Source organism: Pseudoduganella guangdongensis (genome assembly GCF_009857475.1).
Lineage (GTDB): Bacteria > Pseudomonadota > Gammaproteobacteria > Burkholderiales > Burkholderiaceae_D > Rugamonas > Rugamonas guangdongensis.
In genome coordinates this window covers 1-18,389 of the sequence record NZ_WWCJ01000025.1, presented here as the reverse complement: position 1 = coordinate 18,389, position 18,389 = coordinate 1, and the positions used below count along the sequence as shown (strand labels likewise).

The following is an 18,389-nucleotide window of genomic DNA, read 5'->3' as shown; positions in this document are numbered from 1 at the left end:
TGCGCTGCCGGCTGGGAAGCTTATTTGGTGGCTTTCTTCACGTCGTAGCCGGCATCCTTGGCCGGCGCGGCTGTCGCGGCGGCTGGAGTGGCCGGCGCTGGGGTTGCCGCCGATGCCGCAGCCGATGCGGCGCTGGAGGCGCTGGAAGCTGCCGCGGCGGCCGTCGGTTTGGCCACTGCGGCAGTGGCCGGGGCGGCGGCTGGTGCCGGAGTTTGTGCGAAGGCAGCGCTGGCGAACAGGCCGGCGATCAGGGTGGCGATGGTCTTCTTCATGGTCAGGCTCCTTGGCGTAAATGGTATAAATCGTTTCGCGTATCGTGCGCTATTGCCGTGTCACTGAGCAGAAAACGGCGCCGCTGCCGGGCTAGTTGACCGGCATTACAACTCCTTACATCTGCACAAACTGCTTACAAGGTGCGGCGTTTAACCGTCGCCGCCCCGTGCGCCCCGTACAGTGGGGCCATGAAGGATGCACTCAAGACTTACAAGGCGAAGCGCAACTTCAGCGCGACGCCGGAGCCCGCGGAGGGCGGCCAGCCGGGCCAGGACCGGTTGGGCTTCGTCATCCAGAAGCACTGGGCGACGCGGCTGCACTACGACTTCCGCCTGGAGCTCGACGGCACCATGAAGAGCTGGGCCGTCCCCAAGGGCCCCAGCTACGACACGCGCGACAAGCGCATGGCGGTGCAGGTCGAGGACCATCCCATCGCCTATAACGAGTTCGAAGGCACGATCCCGGAAAAGCAGTACGGCGCGGGCAAGGTGATCATCTGGGATCGCGGCACATGGGAGCCGCTGGAGGACCCGCGCAAGGGCTACCGCGCCGGCAAGCTGGTGTTCCTGCTGCACGGCCACAAAATGCACGGTCGCTGGGCGCTGGTGCGAATGCGCGGCAAGGGAGAGGACAAGGAGCCCTGGCTGCTGATCAAGGAAAAGGACCAGTACGTGCGGCCCGCGGACGAGTTCAGCGTGGTCGATGAAATGCCCGACAGCGTGAAGCACCTCGGTCCCGCCGCCGTCGCCGCGACCGCGCCGGCCGCCGCAGCCGCGCCGCTCCCGGAGTCGCTTGCGCCGGAGCTGGCCACCCTGGCCGATTCCCCGCCCGCAGCGCCCGAGGACTGGCTGTTCGAAGTCAAATACGACGGCTACCGCCTGCTGGCCCGTATCGAGGGCGGTGACATCCGCCTGCTCACCCGCAACGGCAACGACTGGACGCATAAGCTGGAACCGCTGCAGGCCGCACTGGCCGGCGCCGGTCTGCCGGACGGCTGGTACGACGGCGAGATCGTCGTTCACAACGCGCAGGGACGCCCCGACTTCGGCCTGCTGCAGCAAGCTTTCGACGGCAGGCGCACAAAGGAGATCGTCTACTTCATGTTCGACGCGCCGTATCTCGCCGGCGAAGACCTGCGCGCGCTGCCGCTGGAGCAGCGCCGCGCCAGGCTGCAAGCGGCGCTGGAGCACGTCGATGGCGACACAATCCGCCTCAGCACCGTGCTGCAGGCGCCGCCGGAGCAGTTGCTTGCCGCTGCCTGCGAGATGGGCCTGGAGGGCGTCATCGGCAAACGCCGCGATTCGGCCTATACTGAACGCCGTTCGCGCGACTGGATCAAGCTGAAATGCGCCCAGCGCCAGGAGTTTGTCATTGGCGGCTACACTGACCCGCAAGGCAGCCGCACTGGCATTGGCTCTCTGCTGCTCGGCGTGTATGGCGCGGACGGTGCCTTGCACTATGCCGGCAATGTCGGCACGGGTTTCAACGACAAGACCTTGCGCGACCTGGCGCTGAAACTCAAGCGCCTGGCGGCCGACGCCAGCCCGTTCGCCCCCGGCAAAGCCATTGCCCGCAGGGCGCATTGGGTGAAACCACAGCTGGTGGCGGAAGTCAGTTTCGGCGAGTGGACGCATGGCGGCTCGGTGCGGCATGCCGTATTCCAGGGGCTGCGCAAGGACAAGCGTGCCGCCGAAATACGCCGCGAGGAGCCCGCACCGATAGAGGAGAATACTGTGCACAGCAAGCTGCCCGCCTCACTGAAGGTGACCAATCCCGACCGGCTGGTCGACCAGGCCAGCGGCCTGAAAAAAATCGACCTGCTGCGCTATTACGCCCTGATGGCGGACCTGCTGCTGGAGCACACGCGCGGCCGCCCGGTCTCGCTGGTGCGTGCGCCGGACGGCGTGGGCGGGGAGCTGTTCTTCCAGAAGCATGCGGATGTCAGCAAGCTGAAAGGCTTGAAAGAGTTCCCGCGCGAGCTGGACCCGGAGCATCCGCCGATGCTGGAGGTGGGCACGACGGAGGCGCTGCTCTCTGCCGCGCAGTTCAACGTGATCGAGCTGCATACGCAGAACGCCCTGGGCCGCACCTACGAGAAGCCGAACCGCATCGTGTTCGACCTGGACCCCGGTAGCGGCGTCGAATGGACGCAGGTGCAGGAGGCGGCCCAGCTGATGCACGGCTTCCTGGATGAACTGGGGCTGCCATGCTTTCTCAAGACCAGCGGCGGTAAAGGCTTGCATGTGGTGGTCCCGATCAAGCCTTACTATGACTGGGATACCGTGAAGGCGTTCAGCAAGCAGGTGGTGGAGCATATGGCGGCCATCCTGCCCGAGCGCTTTGCCGCGAAGAGTGGTCCGCGCAACAGGGTCGGCAAGATCTTTATCGACTACCTGCGCAATGGCCGCGGCGCCACCACGGTCTCGGCTTGGTCGGCGCGCGCCCGGCCAGGACTGGGGATTTCGGTGCCGGTCGGCTGGGACGAGCTGGCCAGTCTGCGCGGCGGCGACCATTGGACGGTGGCCACCGCGCATACGCGGCTGGACGCGGGCAACACCCCGTGGGCGGACTACGCGAAAGCCGCCGTCGGCCTGGCGCCTGCCATGAAGGCGGTCGGCCAGGCCACGGCCGCCGCCTGAGGCGCAATCAGGCGGCTTTGCGGCGGCTGGTGCTGGTTTTGGCGCCGCTGGCGGCAGGTTTTGCGGCGGGCTTGGCAGCGGGTTTGGCAGCCTTGGCAGAGCTGGCGCGCTTGGTGGTGCTGGTCTCCGTGGCCGTGCTGCGCGTTGCCGGACTGCGCGATTTGCTTGCGCCTGCGGCGGCGCGGCGTGGACGCGGCGCGCGCGGCGCCGCTTCCTCCTCTTCCGCCTCCCGCGCTTCTTCGTCGCCCGCGGCGCCGGCGCGCCCGCGCGAACCCAGGCTTTGCTTGAGCAGGGCCACCAGGTCCACCACATTGCTGGCTTTTGGCGCCGGCGCTTCATCCGAGGGCTCGGTAATCGTGTGCGTCTGGCCGGCCTTCACTTTCTTCTCCACCAGCTTGAGCACATCCTCGCGGTACGTGTCGTGGTAGGCCAGCGGATTCCACTCCTCGCTCATGTCCTCCACCAGCGACAGGGCCATCTTCAGCTCCTTGTCGGTGATGCCCGCATCACCCGGCAGCTTGAGTTCTTCCGGGTTGCGGATCTCGCTGGCATAGCGCAGCGTGTTCATCACGATGCCGTCGCCCACCGCCACCAGCGCGCACAGGTGCTGGCGCGTGCGGATCACCACCGTGGCGACGGCGATGCGGCCAGCCTTGCGCAGGGTCTCGCGCAGCAGGGCGTAGACTTTGTCGCCGCCGCGCCCGGGCGCCAGGTAGTAGGGCGTTTCGTAGAAGGTCAGCGGGACCGACTCGGCGTCCACAAATGCCAGGATGTCGATGGTTTGCGTCGCCTTGGGATTGGCCAGGCGCAGGTCTTCGTCGCTCAGCACCACGTACTCGCCGTCCGTATGCTCGTAGCCTTTGACGATATGGTCCCAGGTGACTTCCTTGCCGCTCGCCTTGTTGTAACGCTTGAAACCGATGGGCGAGAAGTCGCGTTTATCCAGCATGGTCAAATCCAGGTCATGCGATTCGACGGCCTTGTGCAGCTCCACCGGAATATGCACGAGGCCGAAGCTGATAGCGCCTTTCCATAATGCGCGTGCCATCTCAATCTCCCACACTGCCGGTTACCGGCAGGACGATACCGCTGATATAGCTGGAGCAGCAGGGCGCCGCCAGGAAGACGAAGGCGGGGGATATTTCCTCCGGTTGCGCCGGCCGGTGCATATCCGCCTGGGAGCCGAAATCCTTGATCTGGTCCGGCGTCTGGTCAGCCGGGTTGAGCGGGGTCCACACCGGCCCCGGCGCCACCGCGTTGACGCGGATGCCGCGCTCCAGCAGGTTGGCGGCGAGCGACATGGTGAACGCGTGGATGGCGCCCTTGGTGGTCGAATAGTCCAGCAGCTCTTTCGAGCCGCGCAGGCCCACCACGGAGCCGGTATTGATGATCGCGTTGCCGCGCTTCAGGTGCGGCAGCACGGCTTTGGCCATGTGGAAGTAGCCGTAGATATTGGTTTTCATGGTCAGGTCGAAGCGCTCCTCCGACAGCTCCTCCAGCGCCCCGGCATGCTCCTGGAAGGCCGCGTTGTTGACCAGGATGTCGAGCCGGCCGAACGCCCGCAGCACTTGCTCCACGGCCTGGCGGCAAAACGCCGGGTCGCGCACGTCGCCCGGCAGCAGCAGGCAGCGCTGCCCCTCGGCCTCGACGTACTCGCGCGTTGCGTCGGCATCCTGCTGCTCTTCCGGCAGGTAGACCAGGGCCACGTCGGCGCCTTCGCGCGCATACAGCACGGCCACGGCGCGGCCGATGCCGGAATCGCCGCCGGTAATAATCGCTGCCATGCCGGCAAGCTTGCCGCTTCCGCAATAGTCGGGCGCCATGAATTGCGGCTTCAGGGCCATCTGGTGTTCCAGCCCGGGTTTTTCCAGGTGCTGCTGCGGCAGCGGCGGCGCGGGGTAGGGCTGGTGCCCCGCTTGCACCGGCGCCTGTTCCGCCGCGTGCTGTGGCCGGTGCCTATCGCGCTGGTCCTGTTCCTGCTGGATTGCGCGCTGCGCGTTGCCGGCGCTGCTTTTCTGCTGTGAATCGCGGGTGCTGGACATGGCGGCCTCCTGTGCTCGGAAGGCCAGTATTTGCCGCGCCACCGTTGCGAACCGTGCGCTCCCACACACAAAAGAGATGTTGTCTGGATTGAACTTGTGGCACACTAAGCCGCATGGCTAATGCTGCTGGCCGTCGTCAACGTACCGGCCTTTTCCTCCATCCCGATGCCGCCAGGCGCCAGGAATTTTTGGCTGCCTGCGCCGAGTCCTTCGACCGTTTGCTGACTGCGGACAGTATCGCCAGCGCGCGCCATGCGCTGGCGCAGAACAAGATTTCCTTGCTGGTGATTGACCTGAACGGCGCCGCCATGCCGGCCGGTACCGAGCTGGCCGCGCTGGTGCGCAGCCGCGCCGGTGCGCCGGTGCTGGTGCTCTGCCCGTATACCCGTTCCGCCACCATGGCCGAGCTGATGGCGCAAGGCCCGCTGGCCTACCGCATTACCCCGCTCGACTTGCCGCAGCTGCGCGACGCCGTGGCGGGGCTGATGGCGCCCGTGGCGGACACCCTGGCTTCCGCCCAGCAGCACTTGCTGGACCGCGAAGCGGAGCTGAACGATTTGCTGGCGATCCAGCGCAGCCTGCAGCGCGCCCTGTACGGATCGGAAGAACTGGAGCGCATGGGCGCGCGCGTCTGCAACGCCCTGTGCGGCTATCCCGGCATCTGCCATGCGGCGCTGTTGCGCACGGATGCCGATGGCAACTTGCAACTGGTGGCGCAGGACGCCCGCATCGACCTCGACATGCACGATGTGCTGGCCGGCCGCCGCGAGCTGCTCGATGCCCCGGCGCTGCGCGGGGAATTGCTGCTGCTCGACGCGCCGGACAAGGCGGGCGACGCGCAACTGGCGGCGCTGCTGGAAGGGCAGGGCGTGCATATGCTGCTGGCCATGCCGCTGCGCGGCGAGCCGGGCGGGCCCTTGCTGGGTGCCGTCAGCATGCTGTTCGACCGTCCGCTGGTCCTCAGCCGTGAGCACTTTGCCTGTTTCGGCTCGGCCGCGCAGTTGATCAGCTTTGGCATGGTGATGAGCGACCTGCGCCTGCAGAACGACGCCCTGGGCCTGCAATTGACCGAGGTCACGCCGTTCGACGGCCTGACCGGCGTGGCCAATCGGCGCCAGGGCGAGCAGGTGCTGGATGGCGAAATCCGCCGCGCGCGCCGCTACGGTTTGCCGCTGGCGGTGCTGGCCTTCGATATCGACAGCTTCCGCACCGTCAATGAGCTGTACGGCTACACCACGGGCGACCGCGCGCTGGCGCAGATCGCCGGCATGGTGCAGAGCCGCCTGCGCAATTCCGACACGCTGGCGCGCATGCGCGGCGAGCAGTTCCTGGTGGTGGCCACGCACACCGTGGCGATCGATGCCTTTAAACTGGCGGAGGAACTGCGCCAGGCCATCGCCGCCACCGAACTGGCCGGCGCCGATGCCGTCACCGCCAGTTTCAGCGTGGCCCAGCTGGCGCCGGACGAGGGCGCGACGGAACTGGTGGCGCGGCTGGAAGCGGCCTTGCACCGCGCCAAACGGGCCGGCCGCAATTGCGTCGAACTGGCCATGGCGCGCTGACCGGACTTTGCATGACGACGGTCATTCACGTATGATATATTACATCCATAATAAAAATAACCGGGGAGAAGATCATGCGTGTAAGCAGGGAGCAAGCGGCGCAGAACCGCGAGCGCATTGTTGAAACAGCATCCCGCCTGTTCCGCGAAAAAGGCTACGACGGCATCGGCGTGGCCGACCTGATGAAATGCGCCGGCCTGACGCACGGCGGCTTCTACGGCCATTTCGCCTCCAAGGAAGACCTGCTGGCCGAAGCCTTCGGCAAGGCCATGCAAGGCTCGGCGGAAAAGTGGCGCACGCTGCTGGCCGCAGCGCCCGCCAATCCGCGCGCGGCGCTGGCCCATATGTACCTGACCGCCAAACACCGCGACAACCCGGGCGGCGGCTGCGCCCTGGCCGCGCTCGGCCCGGACGTGTCGCGCGTCGGGCCCGAGGTGCGGCAAGCCATGGCCGACAGTTTCCAGTCGCAGATCGCGGCGCTGGCGCAGGCGCTGCCCGGCGCGCCGGCGCAGCAGCGGCGCGCCGCCATCACCACCTATGCCGCCATGGTGGGCGCCCTGGTGCTGGCGCGCGCGGTGGCCGACCGCAAACAGTCGGACGAAATCCTGGCCGCCGTGCTGGCCACGTTGGAGCAGGGCAGCTGATGCTGGCCTGGCTGCGAAGTTACCGGCGCGCCTTGCTGCCGGGCGATGTCAGCGCGGGCATCGTGGTGGCCATGATGATGATCCCGCAAGGCATGGCCTATGCGCTGGTGGCCGGCCTGCCGCCGGTGACCGGCATTTACGCCAGCATCCTGCCGCCTCTTGTGTACGCCCTGTTCGGCACCAGCATGACGCAATCGGTGGGGCCGATGGCCATCGTCTCGCTCATGACCGCCGCCATCGTGGGCCAGATGGCGCCGGCCGGTTCCGCCCTGTACTCGGTGCTGGCGGCGCAACTGGCGCTGGTGGCGGGCGCCATGCTGCTGTTGTGCGGCGTGCTGCGCCTGGGCTTCCTGGCCAACTTCTTTTCGCGCCCGGTGATGAGCGGCTTCACGGTCGGTTCGGCGCTGGTGATCGCCTTCGGCCAGCTCAAGCCCTTGCTGGGCGCCGACCTGCCGCACTGGCACGGCCCGAGCGCCGCGCTGGGGCTGGGCGCCTTGCTCCTGCTGGTGCTGTCGCGCAGCCATTTGGCGCCGCTGCTGCGCGCCTGCGGCATGCGCCAGGGCGCGGCCGATATTGCGGCGCGCCTGGCGCCCATGCTGGTGGTGTTGCTTGGCCTGCTGCTGGTGCAGGTGCTGGGGCTGGAGGCGCTGGGGGTGAAGACCACCGGCCAGGTGCCGACCGGCCTGCCGCAACTGAACCTGGCCACCTCGCCCGGTCATTGGCAGCAACTGCTGCAGCCGGGCATGCTGGTCGGCTTCGTGGTCTTCCTGATCAGCATGTCGGCGGCGCAGTCGCTGGCCTTGAAACGCAATGAAAAACTGGCCAGCAACCGCGAGCTGGTCGGGCTGGGCGCGGCCAATGTCGCCAGCATGGTGTCGGGCGCCTTCCCGGTCACGGGCAGCATGTCGCGTTCCGCCGTCAATTTCGCGGCTGGCGCGCAAACGCCGCTGGCCAGCGTCATCACCGCCGGTTTGCTGGCGGTGGCGCTGGTGGCGCCGACCGGCTGGCTGGCTTTGCTGCCCATGCCGGTGCTGGCCGCCACCATCATCGTCGCCGTGCTGGGCATGCTGGAGCTGGACACCTTGCGCACCGCCTGGCGCTACGACCGGGGCGACGCGCTGGCCTGGCTGGTGACCGGCGCCGGGGTGGTGGTGCTGGGCGTGGAGGCGGGCGTGCTGGTGGGCGTGGCGCTGTCGATGGGCACCCTGATCTGGCGCGCCAGCCGGCCGCATATCGCGGTGCTGGGCCGCATTGCCGGCAGCGAGCATTTCCGCAACATCGAGCGCTACCCGGCCGAAACCCGGCCCGAGCTGCTGGTGCTGCGCATCGACGCCAACCTGTTCTTCGGCAATGTGGAGGCGGTGCAGCAGCGCATCGAAGACGAATTGCGCACGCACCCGACGGCGCGCAACCTGGTGCTGGCCATGTCCTCCGTCAGTTCCATCGATACCACGGCGCTGTTCGGCCTGGGCGAGCTGAATGCCAGCCTGGCGCGGCGCAACATCGGCTTGCACCTGGCCGAAGTCAAGGGCCCGGTCATGGACCGCCTGCGCGATTCCGATTTGCCGCAACGCCTGAACGGCCAGATTTTCCTCAGCACCGCCATCGCCTGCGACACCCTGGCCGGCTGACAAAAAGTTGCAGGGCGCTACGGATTGGGTATGATCGTTCCAGGCTCTCTACGCGTGGAACATGGTCGGCACATTTATCAGGCAGCTCTGGGCAAGCATGGTACTGGCGGCATGGGCGGCGTCGGTGCTGGCTGCCGCCAGTCCTGCCAGCGTTCCCGCTGCGGCCACGCCGGCGGCGCCGGCACGGCTGGCGCAAGCCCATGTGCTGTTGCTTAATTCATACGGCCCGGGCCGGCCCGGTTTCGACAGCATCACCGACGCCTTTATCCGCCGTCTGCGCGATGGCGGCATACCGCTCGAGCATATCCACGTCGAGTACCTGCACCTGAACCAGCCCAATGCCGAACGGGCCACGCCGGCGCGGCGCGACATGGTGCTGGCCCAGTACGGCGGCCAGCGCATGGACCTGGTGATCGCGCTGCAGCAGCCGGCCCTGAATTTCGCCCTGCATGAACTGGCGGCGCTGGCGCCCAAAGCGCCGCTGCTGGCCGATGCCATGCCCTCCACGGTGCAGCTGGCGGCCAGCCCGCGCCCCATTTTCCAGTATGCGATCGTGCCCGATGTCGGCGCCACCATGCGCCAGGCCATGCAGCTGCTGCCGCGCACGCGGCGCGTGGTGCTGACCGGCGGCATGGCGGAGGCCGACCGTGCCTTCCAACGCCAGGCGGAGGTTGAGCTGGCGCCCTGGCTGCGCAAGGTGCAGGTCGAGTTCCTGCAGAATATGAGCTGGCCCGAGCAGCTACGCTATATCAACAACCTGACGCCGGACACGGTGGTGCTGGCCGGCATGTTCAACCGCGACCGCGACGGCTTTGCCCTGCCCACCATCGACGCCCACCGCGACGTGATGCGCGAGGCGAATGTGCCGGTCTTCGTGCTGTTCGACCTGGCGGTGGGCGAGGGCGCGGTGGGCGGCGCGGTGCGCGGCTTGCGGCAATCGGGCACGGAACTGGGCCAGCATGCGCTGGATATCCTGCAGGGCCGGCCGGGCAAGGCCGGCGAACTGACGCGCATCGCGGCCGGGCCGGTCATTTCCCTGTACGACTGGCGCGCCTTGCAGCGCTGGCGGATCGATCCGGCGCCGCTGGCCGGCGCCACCATCCTGAACCAGCCGCCCACCTTGTGGCAGGCCTACCGCACGCCGGTGCTGGCCGCCGCCGTCACCATTGTGCTGCTGGCGGCCATGCTGGGGGTGATGCTGCTGCAGCGGCGCCGCCTGGCGCAGGCCGAACTGGCCAGCCGCGAAAGCGAGGAGCGCTTCCGCGCGCTGGTGGAGTACGCGCCGGAGGCGATCCTGGTGCTCGATATCGACCAGGGCTGCTTTGTCGACGCCAATGGCAAGGCCGAGCAGCTGTTCGGCTTCTCGCGCGCGCTGTTGCTGGGCATGCACCCGAGCGCGCTGTACTCGCCCGGCCAGTTCGGCGACGACGACCCGGCGCAGGCGGTGCGCGCCAATTGCGAGCGGGCCTGGGCGGGCGAGGCGATGACGTTCGAGCGCACCGTGCGGCGGCCGGACGGCAGCACCTTCCCGGCCGAGGTCAAGCTGCGCCGCCTGCCGGCCAGCGGCAAACGCTGGCTGCGCTGCAGCTACGAGGACATCAGCGGCCGCAAGCTGGCCGAGGCCGAACTGCTGGCGCACCGCAGCCGGCTGGAGGAGCTGGTGCAGCAGCGCACCGCCGCGCTGTCCGAGGCCGTGGCCGAGGCCAAGGCCGCCAATCAGGCCAAGAGCGTGTTCCTGGCCAATATGAGCCACGAGCTGCGCACGCCGCTAAATGCGGTGATCGGGTTTTCCGGCATGCTGGCCGAATCGGCCAGCATGTTCGAGAGCGAACGGCGCCACCTGGCCATCATCAAGCGCTCCGGCCAGCACCTGCTTGGCCTGATCAACGACATCCTCGAGTTGTCGCGCATAGAAGCCGGGCGCGCCCAGGTGGCCCTGGAGCCGCTGGCCCTGGAACCGCTGCTGCAGGAAGTGATCGAGATGGTGCGCCTGCGCATGGAGCGCAAGGGCGTGCAGCTGTCCCTGGCCTGCGGCCGTTTGCCGCCGCCGGTGCTGGCGGACGGGCCGCGCCTGCGCCAGGTGCTGCTGAATCTTTTATCCAACGCCGCCAAGTTCGTGCAGCAGGGCGGCGTGGGCCTGCACGTGGATGCCCAGCCGCTCGCGGCGCGCCGCTGGCGCCTGGCGTTTGCGGTGCGCGATACCGGCATCGGCATCGCGCCGGCCGACCAGGTGCGCATATTCGAACCCTTCGAGCAGGCGGCCCAGGGCGGCACGCGCGGCGGCACCGGGCTGGGGCTGGGCATCAGCCGCGAATTTGTGCGCCTGATGGGCGGCGAGCTGCGCCTGCGTTCGGAGCTGGGCGCGGGGGCGGAGTTCAGTTTCGCCATCGAGGTGGCGGAGAGCGAGCAGGCGCCGGCGGTGCCGTTTGTCGCCCAGGTGGCGGGCTTGCCGCCGGACGAACGCGGGCGCCGCATCCTGGTGGTGGACGACGACGCCGACAGCCGCGAGCTGCTGCGCAGCATGCTGGCGCCGCTCGGCTTCCACGTGCTGGAGGCGCAGGACGGCAATAGCGCCATGGCTTTGCTGGCCGGCGGTGCGGTGGAGCTGGTGCTGATGGACTGGCATATGCCCGGCCAGGACGGGCTGGCTGTCACGCGCTGGCTGCGCGCGCAAACGGCGCTGGTGCAGCCGCGCGTGCTGGTGCTGACCGCCTCCGCCTTCGAGGAGGAAAAGCAGGAGGCGCTGGCCGCGGGCGCCGACGCCTTCCTGCGCAAGCCGGTGCAGAGCGAGCAGCTGTTGGCGGTGCTGGCGCAGCTGCTGCAGCTGCATTTCCTGCGGCGCGACGAGGCGGCGCCCGCCGCGCCCGAGGCGCCGACCGTGCCCAGCGCGGCCGGCCTGGCAGGCCTGCCGCCCGCCTTGCTGCAGGAGCTGGCCGGTGCCGTGCGCGGGCTGGACATGCAGCAGGTGGAGGGGCTGCTGCGGCGCATTGAAGCGCTCGACGCGGCGCAAGGGGGCTGCCTGCGCGCCATGCTGGACCGCCACCAGTACCAGCAAGTGTGGGAGTTGCTGCGAGGCGCGGCAAGCCTGAAAGGCGCCGCGGCATGAGCGGCCTGGGCGAGATCCTGGTGGTGGAGGACACGCCGGCCTCGCTCAAGCTGCTGAGCGACCTGCTGGGCAATGCCGGCTACCTGGTGCGCCAGGCGCCGGACGGCGAGTTGGCATTGTGGAGCGCCAGCGCGCGCCCGCCGGAGCTGGTGCTGCTGGACGTGAACATGCCCGGCATCGACGGCTTCGAGGTGTGCCGCCGCCTGAAAGCCGACCCGGCACTGTGCGATATTCCCGTGATCTTCCTTTCGGCCCAGTACGAAATGGACGACAAGGTGCGCGGCTTCCAGTGCGGCGCGGTGGACTTTATCGCCAAGCCTTACCAGGCGGAGGAAGTGCTGGCGCGGGCCCAGGCGCATATCCGCCTGGCGCGCACCCAGAAAGCGTTGAAGGAGACGCTGGAGGAGCTGCGCAGCGCCCGCGCCGAGGTGGCGCGCAATGAGCGCATGGCGGCGCTGGGCGCCCTGGTGGCCGGGGTGGCGCACGAACTCAATACGCCGCTCGGCAACAGCGTGCTGATTGCCAGTACGCTGGAGGACCGCGCGCGCGCCTTCAGCGACCAGATCGGGGCGGGCGTGCGGCGTTCCGACCTCGAGCACTTTGCCGCCGATACCGCCAAAGCCGCCGGCCTGCTGCTGCGCAGCCTGCACAAATCCTCGGCCCTGGTGGAGAGCTTCAAGCAGGTGGCGGTGGACCAGTCGAGCGAACGGCGTTCGCAGTTCGATCTGGCCGACCTGGTGGCGCAGGCCCTGCAGCCGCTGAAGGCCGGCCTGGCCGCCGATGGCCTGCTGCTCGACATCGCGGTGCCGCGCGGCCTGCGGATGGACAGCTACAGCCGCCCGGTGGCGCACATCCTGCAGCAGCTGGTGCGCAACGCGCAGCTGCACGCCTTCGGCGCCATGGGCAGCGCGGACGGCTGCATCCGGGTGCAGGCCGCGGCGCAGGAAGAGGGCGAGCCATGTGGCCTGCTGCGCCTGGAAGTGCTGGACAACGGCTGCGGCATCACGCCCGGCACGCTGGAGCGCATCTTCGACCCCTTTTTCACCACGCGCATGGGCACCGGCACCGGCGGCCTGGGCCTGCACGTGGTGCATAACCTGCTGTGCCACGTGCTGGGCGGCCAGGTTTCGGTTGAATCCGCGCCGGGCGCTACATGTTTCCGCATAACGCTGCCATTGACGGCGCCGGCGCTTTCGCCTTAAGGTACACTCCCGCAACCGTTACCAACCAGAGCTCCGGGAGCCCCATGAAACAGTTAGTCGCAGCACTCGCCATTGCAGCCGCCTTCAGTTCTCCATCGTTCGCGGCGGCCAAACCCGGGAGCGCCGATGCCCGCTTTGCCGCGATCCACCAGTCGGAATGGAAATGGCGCCTGGAACAGCGCCTGGAGGCTGACGAGGACGATGTGCGTGGCGTGGAGCACCAGCTGCCGCGCGTCGACGCGGCGCTGCAGATGGAGCGCCAGAAGCGCTGGGAGCACACGCTGCGCCAACTCGAAAGCATCAAGCCCGCGCAGCTTTCGCCGAAAGAGCGCATCAACTTCCAGGTGTACCGCGCGCAGATCGTGTCGCTGCTGGATAACCAGCGTTTCCGCGAATACGAAAAGCCGCTCAACGCCGACTCTTCGTTCTGGTCCAACCTGGCGGGCGAGTCGCGCAAGACCTTCCGCACGGCGGCCGACTACCGCAACTATGTCGCGCAGCTGAACGATGTGCCGCGCTACTTCAGCGAGGAGATCGCCAATATGCGCGCCGGCCTGGCGCGCGGCTTCACCCCGCCCAAAGTCACGCTGGAAGGGCGCGAGCAATCGATCACCGCCGTCAGCGACGCCAAGCCGGAAGACGTGGTCTTCTTCAAGCCCTTCAAGCAGATGCCGGCCACCATTCCGGCGGCGGAGCAGGAAGCCCTGCGCGCCGGGGCGCTGGCGGCGATCCGCGACAAGGTGATTCCGGCGCACGCCGCGCTGCTCAAGTTCATGCGCGAGGAGTACGTGCCCAAGGCCAAGGTGGACCTGGCGGCGGAAAGCTACCCGGACGGCAAAGCCTATTACCAGTCCAAGATCCTGGAGTTCACCACCACCAGTTTGAGCGCCGAGCAGATCCACCAGATCGGCCTGCAGGAAATGGCCAAGATCCGCGCCGAGATGCACGAGGTGATGCGGCAGGTGAAGTTCCAGGGCGACCTGCCGGCCTTCCTGCAATTCCTGCGCACCGACCCGCAGTTCTACGCCAAGACCCCGGAAGAGCTGCTGATGCGCGCGGCCTGGATTTCCAAGAAGTTCGACGGCAAGGTGGCGGAGTACTTCGGCCGCCTGCCGCGCAGCCGCTTTGCCATCATCCCGGTGGCGCCCGAGATCGCGCCGTACTACACGTCCGGACGCGGCGGCCCCGGCGGCTACTGGGTCAACACCTACAACCTGCCGGCCCGTCCGCTGTATTCGCTGCCGGCGCTGACCCTGCACGAATCGGCGCCGGGCCACGCGTTCCAGATGCCGATCGCGCTGGAACAGAAGGGCCGTCCGCCGTTCCGCAACGCCTACATCTCGGCCTACGGCGAGGGCTGGGCCCTGTACGCGGAACGCCTGGGCACGGAAATGGGCATCTACGAAACCCCGTATGAAATTTTCGGCATGCTCAGCTACCAGGCCTGGCGCGCCTCGCGCCTGGTGGTCGATACCGGCATCCACGCCAAGGGCTGGACGCGCGAACAGGCGCAGCGCTACCTGATGGAGAACACCGCCCTGTCCGCGCACGAGGTGATGACCGAAGTGGACCGCTACATCTCCTGGCCAGGCCAGGCGCTGTCCTACTACCTGGGCGAAATGGCGATCTTCGAGGCGCGCGGCAAGGCGGAGCGGGCGCTGGGCAGCAAGTTCGACATCCGCGCCTTCCACGACACGGTGCTGGAACTGGGCTCGGTGCCGCTGCCGGTGCTGCACGCGCGCATCGATGAATTCATCGCCAGCGGCGGCAAGAGTCCCTATCCGAAAGAATAAGCTGCACCGCGCTGGTGCAATGCCTTATGCTGGTGCAGGAAAAGTGAGAGAATCACTTGAAAACTCTGGCATGAGTCTTGCAGATAGCGTCATATGACCGATCGCACCACGCTTACCGTAACAAACCAGGGGAACCGTCCTATCCAGGTCGGCTCCCATTACCATTTCTTCGAAGTCGATTCGGCGCTGCAGTTCGAGCGCTGGAAGGCGTACGGCATGCGCCTCGATATCGCGCCGGGGACGGCGCTGCGCTTCGAGCCGGGCAAGGCGCACACCATCACGCTGGTGCGCCTGGAGGGCGATGCGGAGGTCGCTGGCTTCAGCGTTGGCGCAGGACGATAGGCGCCATCAGTTCCGGATGCTTGCCGAGGTGGCCTTCGAACACGGCGCGGATGGCCGCCATGTCCTGCTCCTCGTCGCCGCTCAGCCACAGGTGGTCGACCAGGCTCAGCAACTTGCGCGGGTAATCCATGTAGACCAGCACCAGCGGCACCTTGGCCGTCATGGCCAGCTGGTAGAAGCCGCTTTTCCAGTACGGCTTGTAGCTGCGCGTGCCTTCCGGCGTGATGCCGACCCAGTACCAGTCTTCCTTCAGCATGGCATCGGCCTGGGCCTGGATCAGGCCTTGCGGCGCGCTGCGGTCGACCGGGGCGCCGCCCAGGTAATAGAACCAGCGGCCCAGCAGGGGGATCTTGAACAGGCTGTCCTTGGCCAGCCAGCGGAACTTCAGGTCGAGCGCCCATTTGCCCAGGACGCCGATCGGGAAATCCCAGTTCGAGGTGTGCGGATAAACCACACAGATGCCGCGTGGGCCGGGCAGGGGGCGGAACTGGATTTTCCAGCCGAAGGCCTGCAGGACGCGCAAAGCGAGGCGCTGCTTGAGTGTTGGCAGATTCCTCGCCTGTAGCTTATATTGATCCATGCTTCCCCCATTGTGTTATTGGCACCATTAACAATTGCTTATCGTAGGCAATGAAAGTTGGTGCTGAAAAATTGTGCGGCAGTATTCTATCGCGCCGCTCCACGCCGTCGCAAGGTGAAATTATGTCAAGGCAAGTCTTGTGTATCACAGGGCCACCCCATGCATTGCCCGGCCCCCTGCACGACGCCATCGCCGGTTTTGACGTCTGCCACGTGGCGGGCCTGGCGGCGGCCGACACCGCATTGCAGGGCCAGCACTTCCCGGTGGGCTTGCTGGTGCTTGACGACTGGCAGGAGCCCCTGGTTGAACTCGACCATTTCCTGCGGCGCCATAGCCGGCCGCGCTGGGTGGCGGTATTCCGGCCGCAGGCGCTGCAGGAAGCGCCGTTTCGCCAGCTGGTACATGACCATTGCGTGGATTTCCATACCTGGCCGCTGGACCCCGGGCGGCTCAGCCACACCCTGGGCCATGCGCTGGGGCTGGCCGCCCTGGGCCAGCGCGCCGAGGCGGCTGACGCCTGCGCCATGCGCCTGACCGGCAACAGCCCGGCCATTACCCTGCTGCGCCAGCAGATCATGAAAGTGGCGGGGGCCGACGCGCCCGTGCTGATCTGGGGCGAGAGCGGCACCGGCAAGGAACTTGTTGCGCGCGCGATACACGAACACTCGGGGCGCGCGGACGGCCCCTTCGTACCGATCAATTGCGGCGCCATCCCGGCCTCCCTGGTGCAGTCGGTGCTGTTTGGTTATGAAAAAGGCGCTTTCACCGGCGCCGGCGCCGGCAAGACCGGGCTGGTGGAGTCCGCCAGTGGCGGCTCGATCTTCCTGGACGAGATCGGCGACCTGCCGCTGGAGCTGCAGGCCAACCTGCTGCGCTTCCTGCAGGAAAAGACGATATACCGGGTGGGCGGCACGCGCAGCGTGCCGGTCGATGCGCGCGTGATCGCCGCTTCGCACGTCAAGCTGGCGGATGCCGTGGCGCGCGGTGATTTCCGGGAAGACTTGTATTACCGGCTCAATGTGTTGACGCTGCAAGTGCCGGCCTTGCGCGAGCGGCGCGAGGACGTGGTGGTGCTGGCCGAGGAAGTCTTCCACGGCTACGCCACCGAACGCGCGCGCGGCGTGCGCGGCTTTAGCAGCAGCGCGCTGCGCGCCATGCGCAGCCATGACTGGCCGGGCAATGTGCGCGAATTGCTGAACCGCGTGCGGCGCGCCGCCGTCATGGCGGACGGCGCCCTGATCCAGCCGCACGACCTGGAGCTGGAGGCGCCGGGGCGCGCCGCCGTCAGCGGCGAGGCGCTTGACAGTGCGCGCGAACGCGCCGAACGGCTGGCATTGCAAAGCCAGCTTGACGCCGGCCACAGCATCACGGCGGTGGCGCGCGAGCTCGGCATTTCGCGCATGACGCTGTACCGCCTGATGGCCAAGCACGGGCTGCAGCGCCCCGTGCGCCGCGCCGCCGATTGAGCCGCTCCGCAGCGCGCTGTCACACGCCTGTGACACCCTTCCTGTCCGCATTTCCCCTGTAGATCAAGGCTGTGCGCGCCGCGCCGGCCTACTGCCGCGTCACAGCGGCGTGACACTTTTCCCGTCCTGGCAGCGCATTCCTGCTGCAGCGCCGCATCAAAAACGAATGATATCAAGAGCTTACCTGCGCTGGCATCAAGCTTGCGATATAGGTTCAAGCCGCTGCATTGAGGGCACTTGGGAACCACCACAAACAGTGAGGACGAGATGAAAAAAACTTTGCTTGCAACAGCCATTGCCCTGGCAATGGGATCAGCCTTTGCTCAGGAGACACCACTGCCAACCACCGCCACCACACAGACCGGGCCGGGGGCACAAGCGAACGACAATTCGAGCGCCAACCAGGAAAGCAATGCCAATCGCAACAACGACAATAGCCAGGCCAACGCCAACAACAACAGCACCGGTGCGGCCATGGCCAGCGCGGTCGGTGCGGCCGCTGCCAACAATGGCGGTACGGCCAATTCCTCCATGACGAATGCCTTTAACACGTCCACCGCCACGGCGACCAGCACCCTGACCGGCACCGTGACCAACAACGTGATCAACAATATCGGTAACGTCGCCAGCAATGGCGGCAACGCCAATGGCGGCGCGGGTGCCACCGGCAACGCGGGCGGCGCCACGGGCGGCAATGCCAGTGGCAGCGGCGGCATGGCCGGCGCAGCCAATGGCGGGGCGGGTGCGGCTGGCGGTGCCGGCGGCATTGCCACCAACGGCAGCGCCAGCGGTGGCGCGGGCAGCGGCGGCGCCGGTAACGGCGGCATGGCGACCGCGGGTGCCGGCAGCGGCGGCGCCAGCGGCGCCGGTGGCCTGGCATCGGGTGCTTCGACCGGCCGTGGCGGCGATGGCGCGCGCGGGGGCGAGGGCGGCGCCGGTGGCGCTGGTGGTGCAGTGACAGCAGGTGCAGGTGGAGGCGGTGGTGCGGGAGGAGCAGCTACGGGCGGTGCCGGCGGCCTGGTCGGCACCGCAGGTAGCGGTGCGGGCGGTGCCAGCGGCAATGCCGATGGCGCCAATGGCGGCGCTGGCGGAGCCACCGGCAATGCCGG

At 67.7% G+C, this 18,389-nt stretch carries 13 protein-coding genes and 1 pseudogene; 10 read left to right on the top strand and 4 right to left on the bottom strand.

From position 1 onward, the window contains the following. Positions 1-20 precede the first annotated feature (20 nt). The gene (locus GTP41_RS27220) at positions 21-272 is read right to left on the bottom strand and encodes a hypothetical protein (protein ID WP_202419862.1); all 252 of its coding nucleotides are present in this window, start codon (positions 270-272) and stop codon (positions 21-23) included. A gap of 189 nt (positions 273-461) precedes the next feature. On the opposite strand from GTP41_RS27220, the gene ligD reads away from it, so the two are divergent. Further along, positions 462-2,912, top strand: coding sequence for a DNA ligase D (gene ligD / locus GTP41_RS23755; RefSeq protein ID WP_161028072.1), 2,451 nt, complete (start codon positions 462-464; stop codon positions 2,910-2,912). Positions 2,913-2,919: 7 nt separating this feature from the next. Here the strand turns inward: ligD and ku are convergent, their stop codons facing one another. Both ku and GTP41_RS23745 read right to left on the bottom strand, forming a co-directional pair. Then, positions 2,920-3,960, bottom strand: a complete 1,041-nt coding sequence (gene ku / locus GTP41_RS23750; RefSeq protein ID WP_161028071.1) for a non-homologous end joining protein Ku — start codon at positions 3,958-3,960, stop codon at positions 2,920-2,922. 1 nt (position 3,961) lies between these two features. Beyond that, entirely contained in the window at positions 3,962-4,954 is a 993-nt protein-coding gene (locus GTP41_RS23745; RefSeq protein ID WP_161028070.1) for an SDR family oxidoreductase, read from the bottom strand. A 113-nt stretch (positions 4,955-5,067) separates the two neighbouring features. On the opposite strand from GTP41_RS23745, the gene GTP41_RS23740 reads away from it, so the two are divergent. The 7 genes from GTP41_RS23740 to ureB all read left to right on the top strand — a co-directional run bounded on the left by GTP41_RS23740 (position 5,068) and on the right by ureB (position 15,234). Further along, positions 5,068-6,516 carry a GGDEF domain-containing protein gene (locus GTP41_RS23740; RefSeq protein WP_161028069.1) on the top strand — a complete coding sequence of 483 codons (1,449 nt, stop codon included), beginning with the start codon at positions 5,068-5,070 and terminating at the stop codon, positions 6,514-6,516. 74 nt (positions 6,517-6,590) lie between these two features. Continuing rightward, the gene (locus GTP41_RS23735; protein ID WP_161028068.1) at positions 6,591-7,160 is read left to right on the top strand and encodes a TetR/AcrR family transcriptional regulator; all 570 of its coding nucleotides are present in this window, start codon (positions 6,591-6,593) and stop codon (positions 7,158-7,160) included. After that, positions 7,160-8,791: a SulP family inorganic anion transporter gene (locus tag GTP41_RS23730; protein WP_161028067.1), complete on the top strand. Its 1,632-nt coding sequence runs from the start codon at positions 7,160-7,162 to the stop codon at positions 8,789-8,791. The genes GTP41_RS23735 and GTP41_RS23730 overlap by 1 nt, the downstream gene beginning before the upstream one ends. Positions 8,792-8,852: 61 nt before the next feature. Next, positions 8,853-11,897, top strand: a complete 3,045-nt coding sequence (locus GTP41_RS23725; RefSeq protein ID WP_161028066.1) for a sensor histidine kinase — start codon at positions 8,853-8,855, stop codon at positions 11,895-11,897. Beyond that, positions 11,894-13,099: a hybrid sensor histidine kinase/response regulator gene (locus tag GTP41_RS23720; protein WP_161028065.1), complete on the top strand. Its 1,206-nt coding sequence runs from the start codon at positions 11,894-11,896 to the stop codon at positions 13,097-13,099. Before GTP41_RS23725 ends, GTP41_RS23720 begins: the two co-directional genes overlap by 4 nt. Positions 13,100-13,143: 44 nt before the next feature. Then, positions 13,144-14,892 (top strand): DUF885 domain-containing protein, encoded by a 1,749-nt coding sequence (locus GTP41_RS23715; RefSeq protein WP_161028064.1) that lies wholly within the window; start codon positions 13,144-13,146, stop codon positions 14,890-14,892. A gap of 93 nt (positions 14,893-14,985) precedes the next feature. Continuing rightward, positions 14,986-15,234, top strand: a complete 249-nt coding sequence (gene ureB / locus GTP41_RS23710) for an urease subunit beta (RefSeq protein ID WP_161028063.1) — start codon at positions 14,986-14,988, stop codon at positions 15,232-15,234. On the opposite strand, the gene GTP41_RS23705 is transcribed toward ureB, so the two are convergent. Further along, positions 15,212-15,814 carry a 1-acyl-sn-glycerol-3-phosphate acyltransferase gene (locus GTP41_RS23705; RefSeq protein ID WP_161028062.1) on the bottom strand — a complete coding sequence of 201 codons (603 nt, stop codon included), beginning with the start codon at positions 15,812-15,814 and terminating at the stop codon, positions 15,212-15,214. The two genes, ureB and GTP41_RS23705, sit on opposite strands and share 23 nt — an antisense overlap. 164 nt (positions 15,815-15,978) lie before the next feature. Here GTP41_RS23705 and GTP41_RS23700 point away from each other — a divergent pair, with 164 nt between their 5' ends. Together GTP41_RS23700 and GTP41_RS23695 are read left to right on the top strand one after the other, a co-directional pair. Beyond that, a complete protein-coding gene (locus tag GTP41_RS23700) occupies positions 15,979-17,280 on the top strand; it encodes a sigma-54 dependent transcriptional regulator (protein ID WP_229503040.1) in 1,302 nt (433 codons plus the stop codon). A 267-nt stretch (positions 17,281-17,547) separates the two neighbouring features. Further along, positions 17,548-18,389, top strand: a pseudogene (locus GTP41_RS23695) (hypothetical protein); the annotation flags it as partial.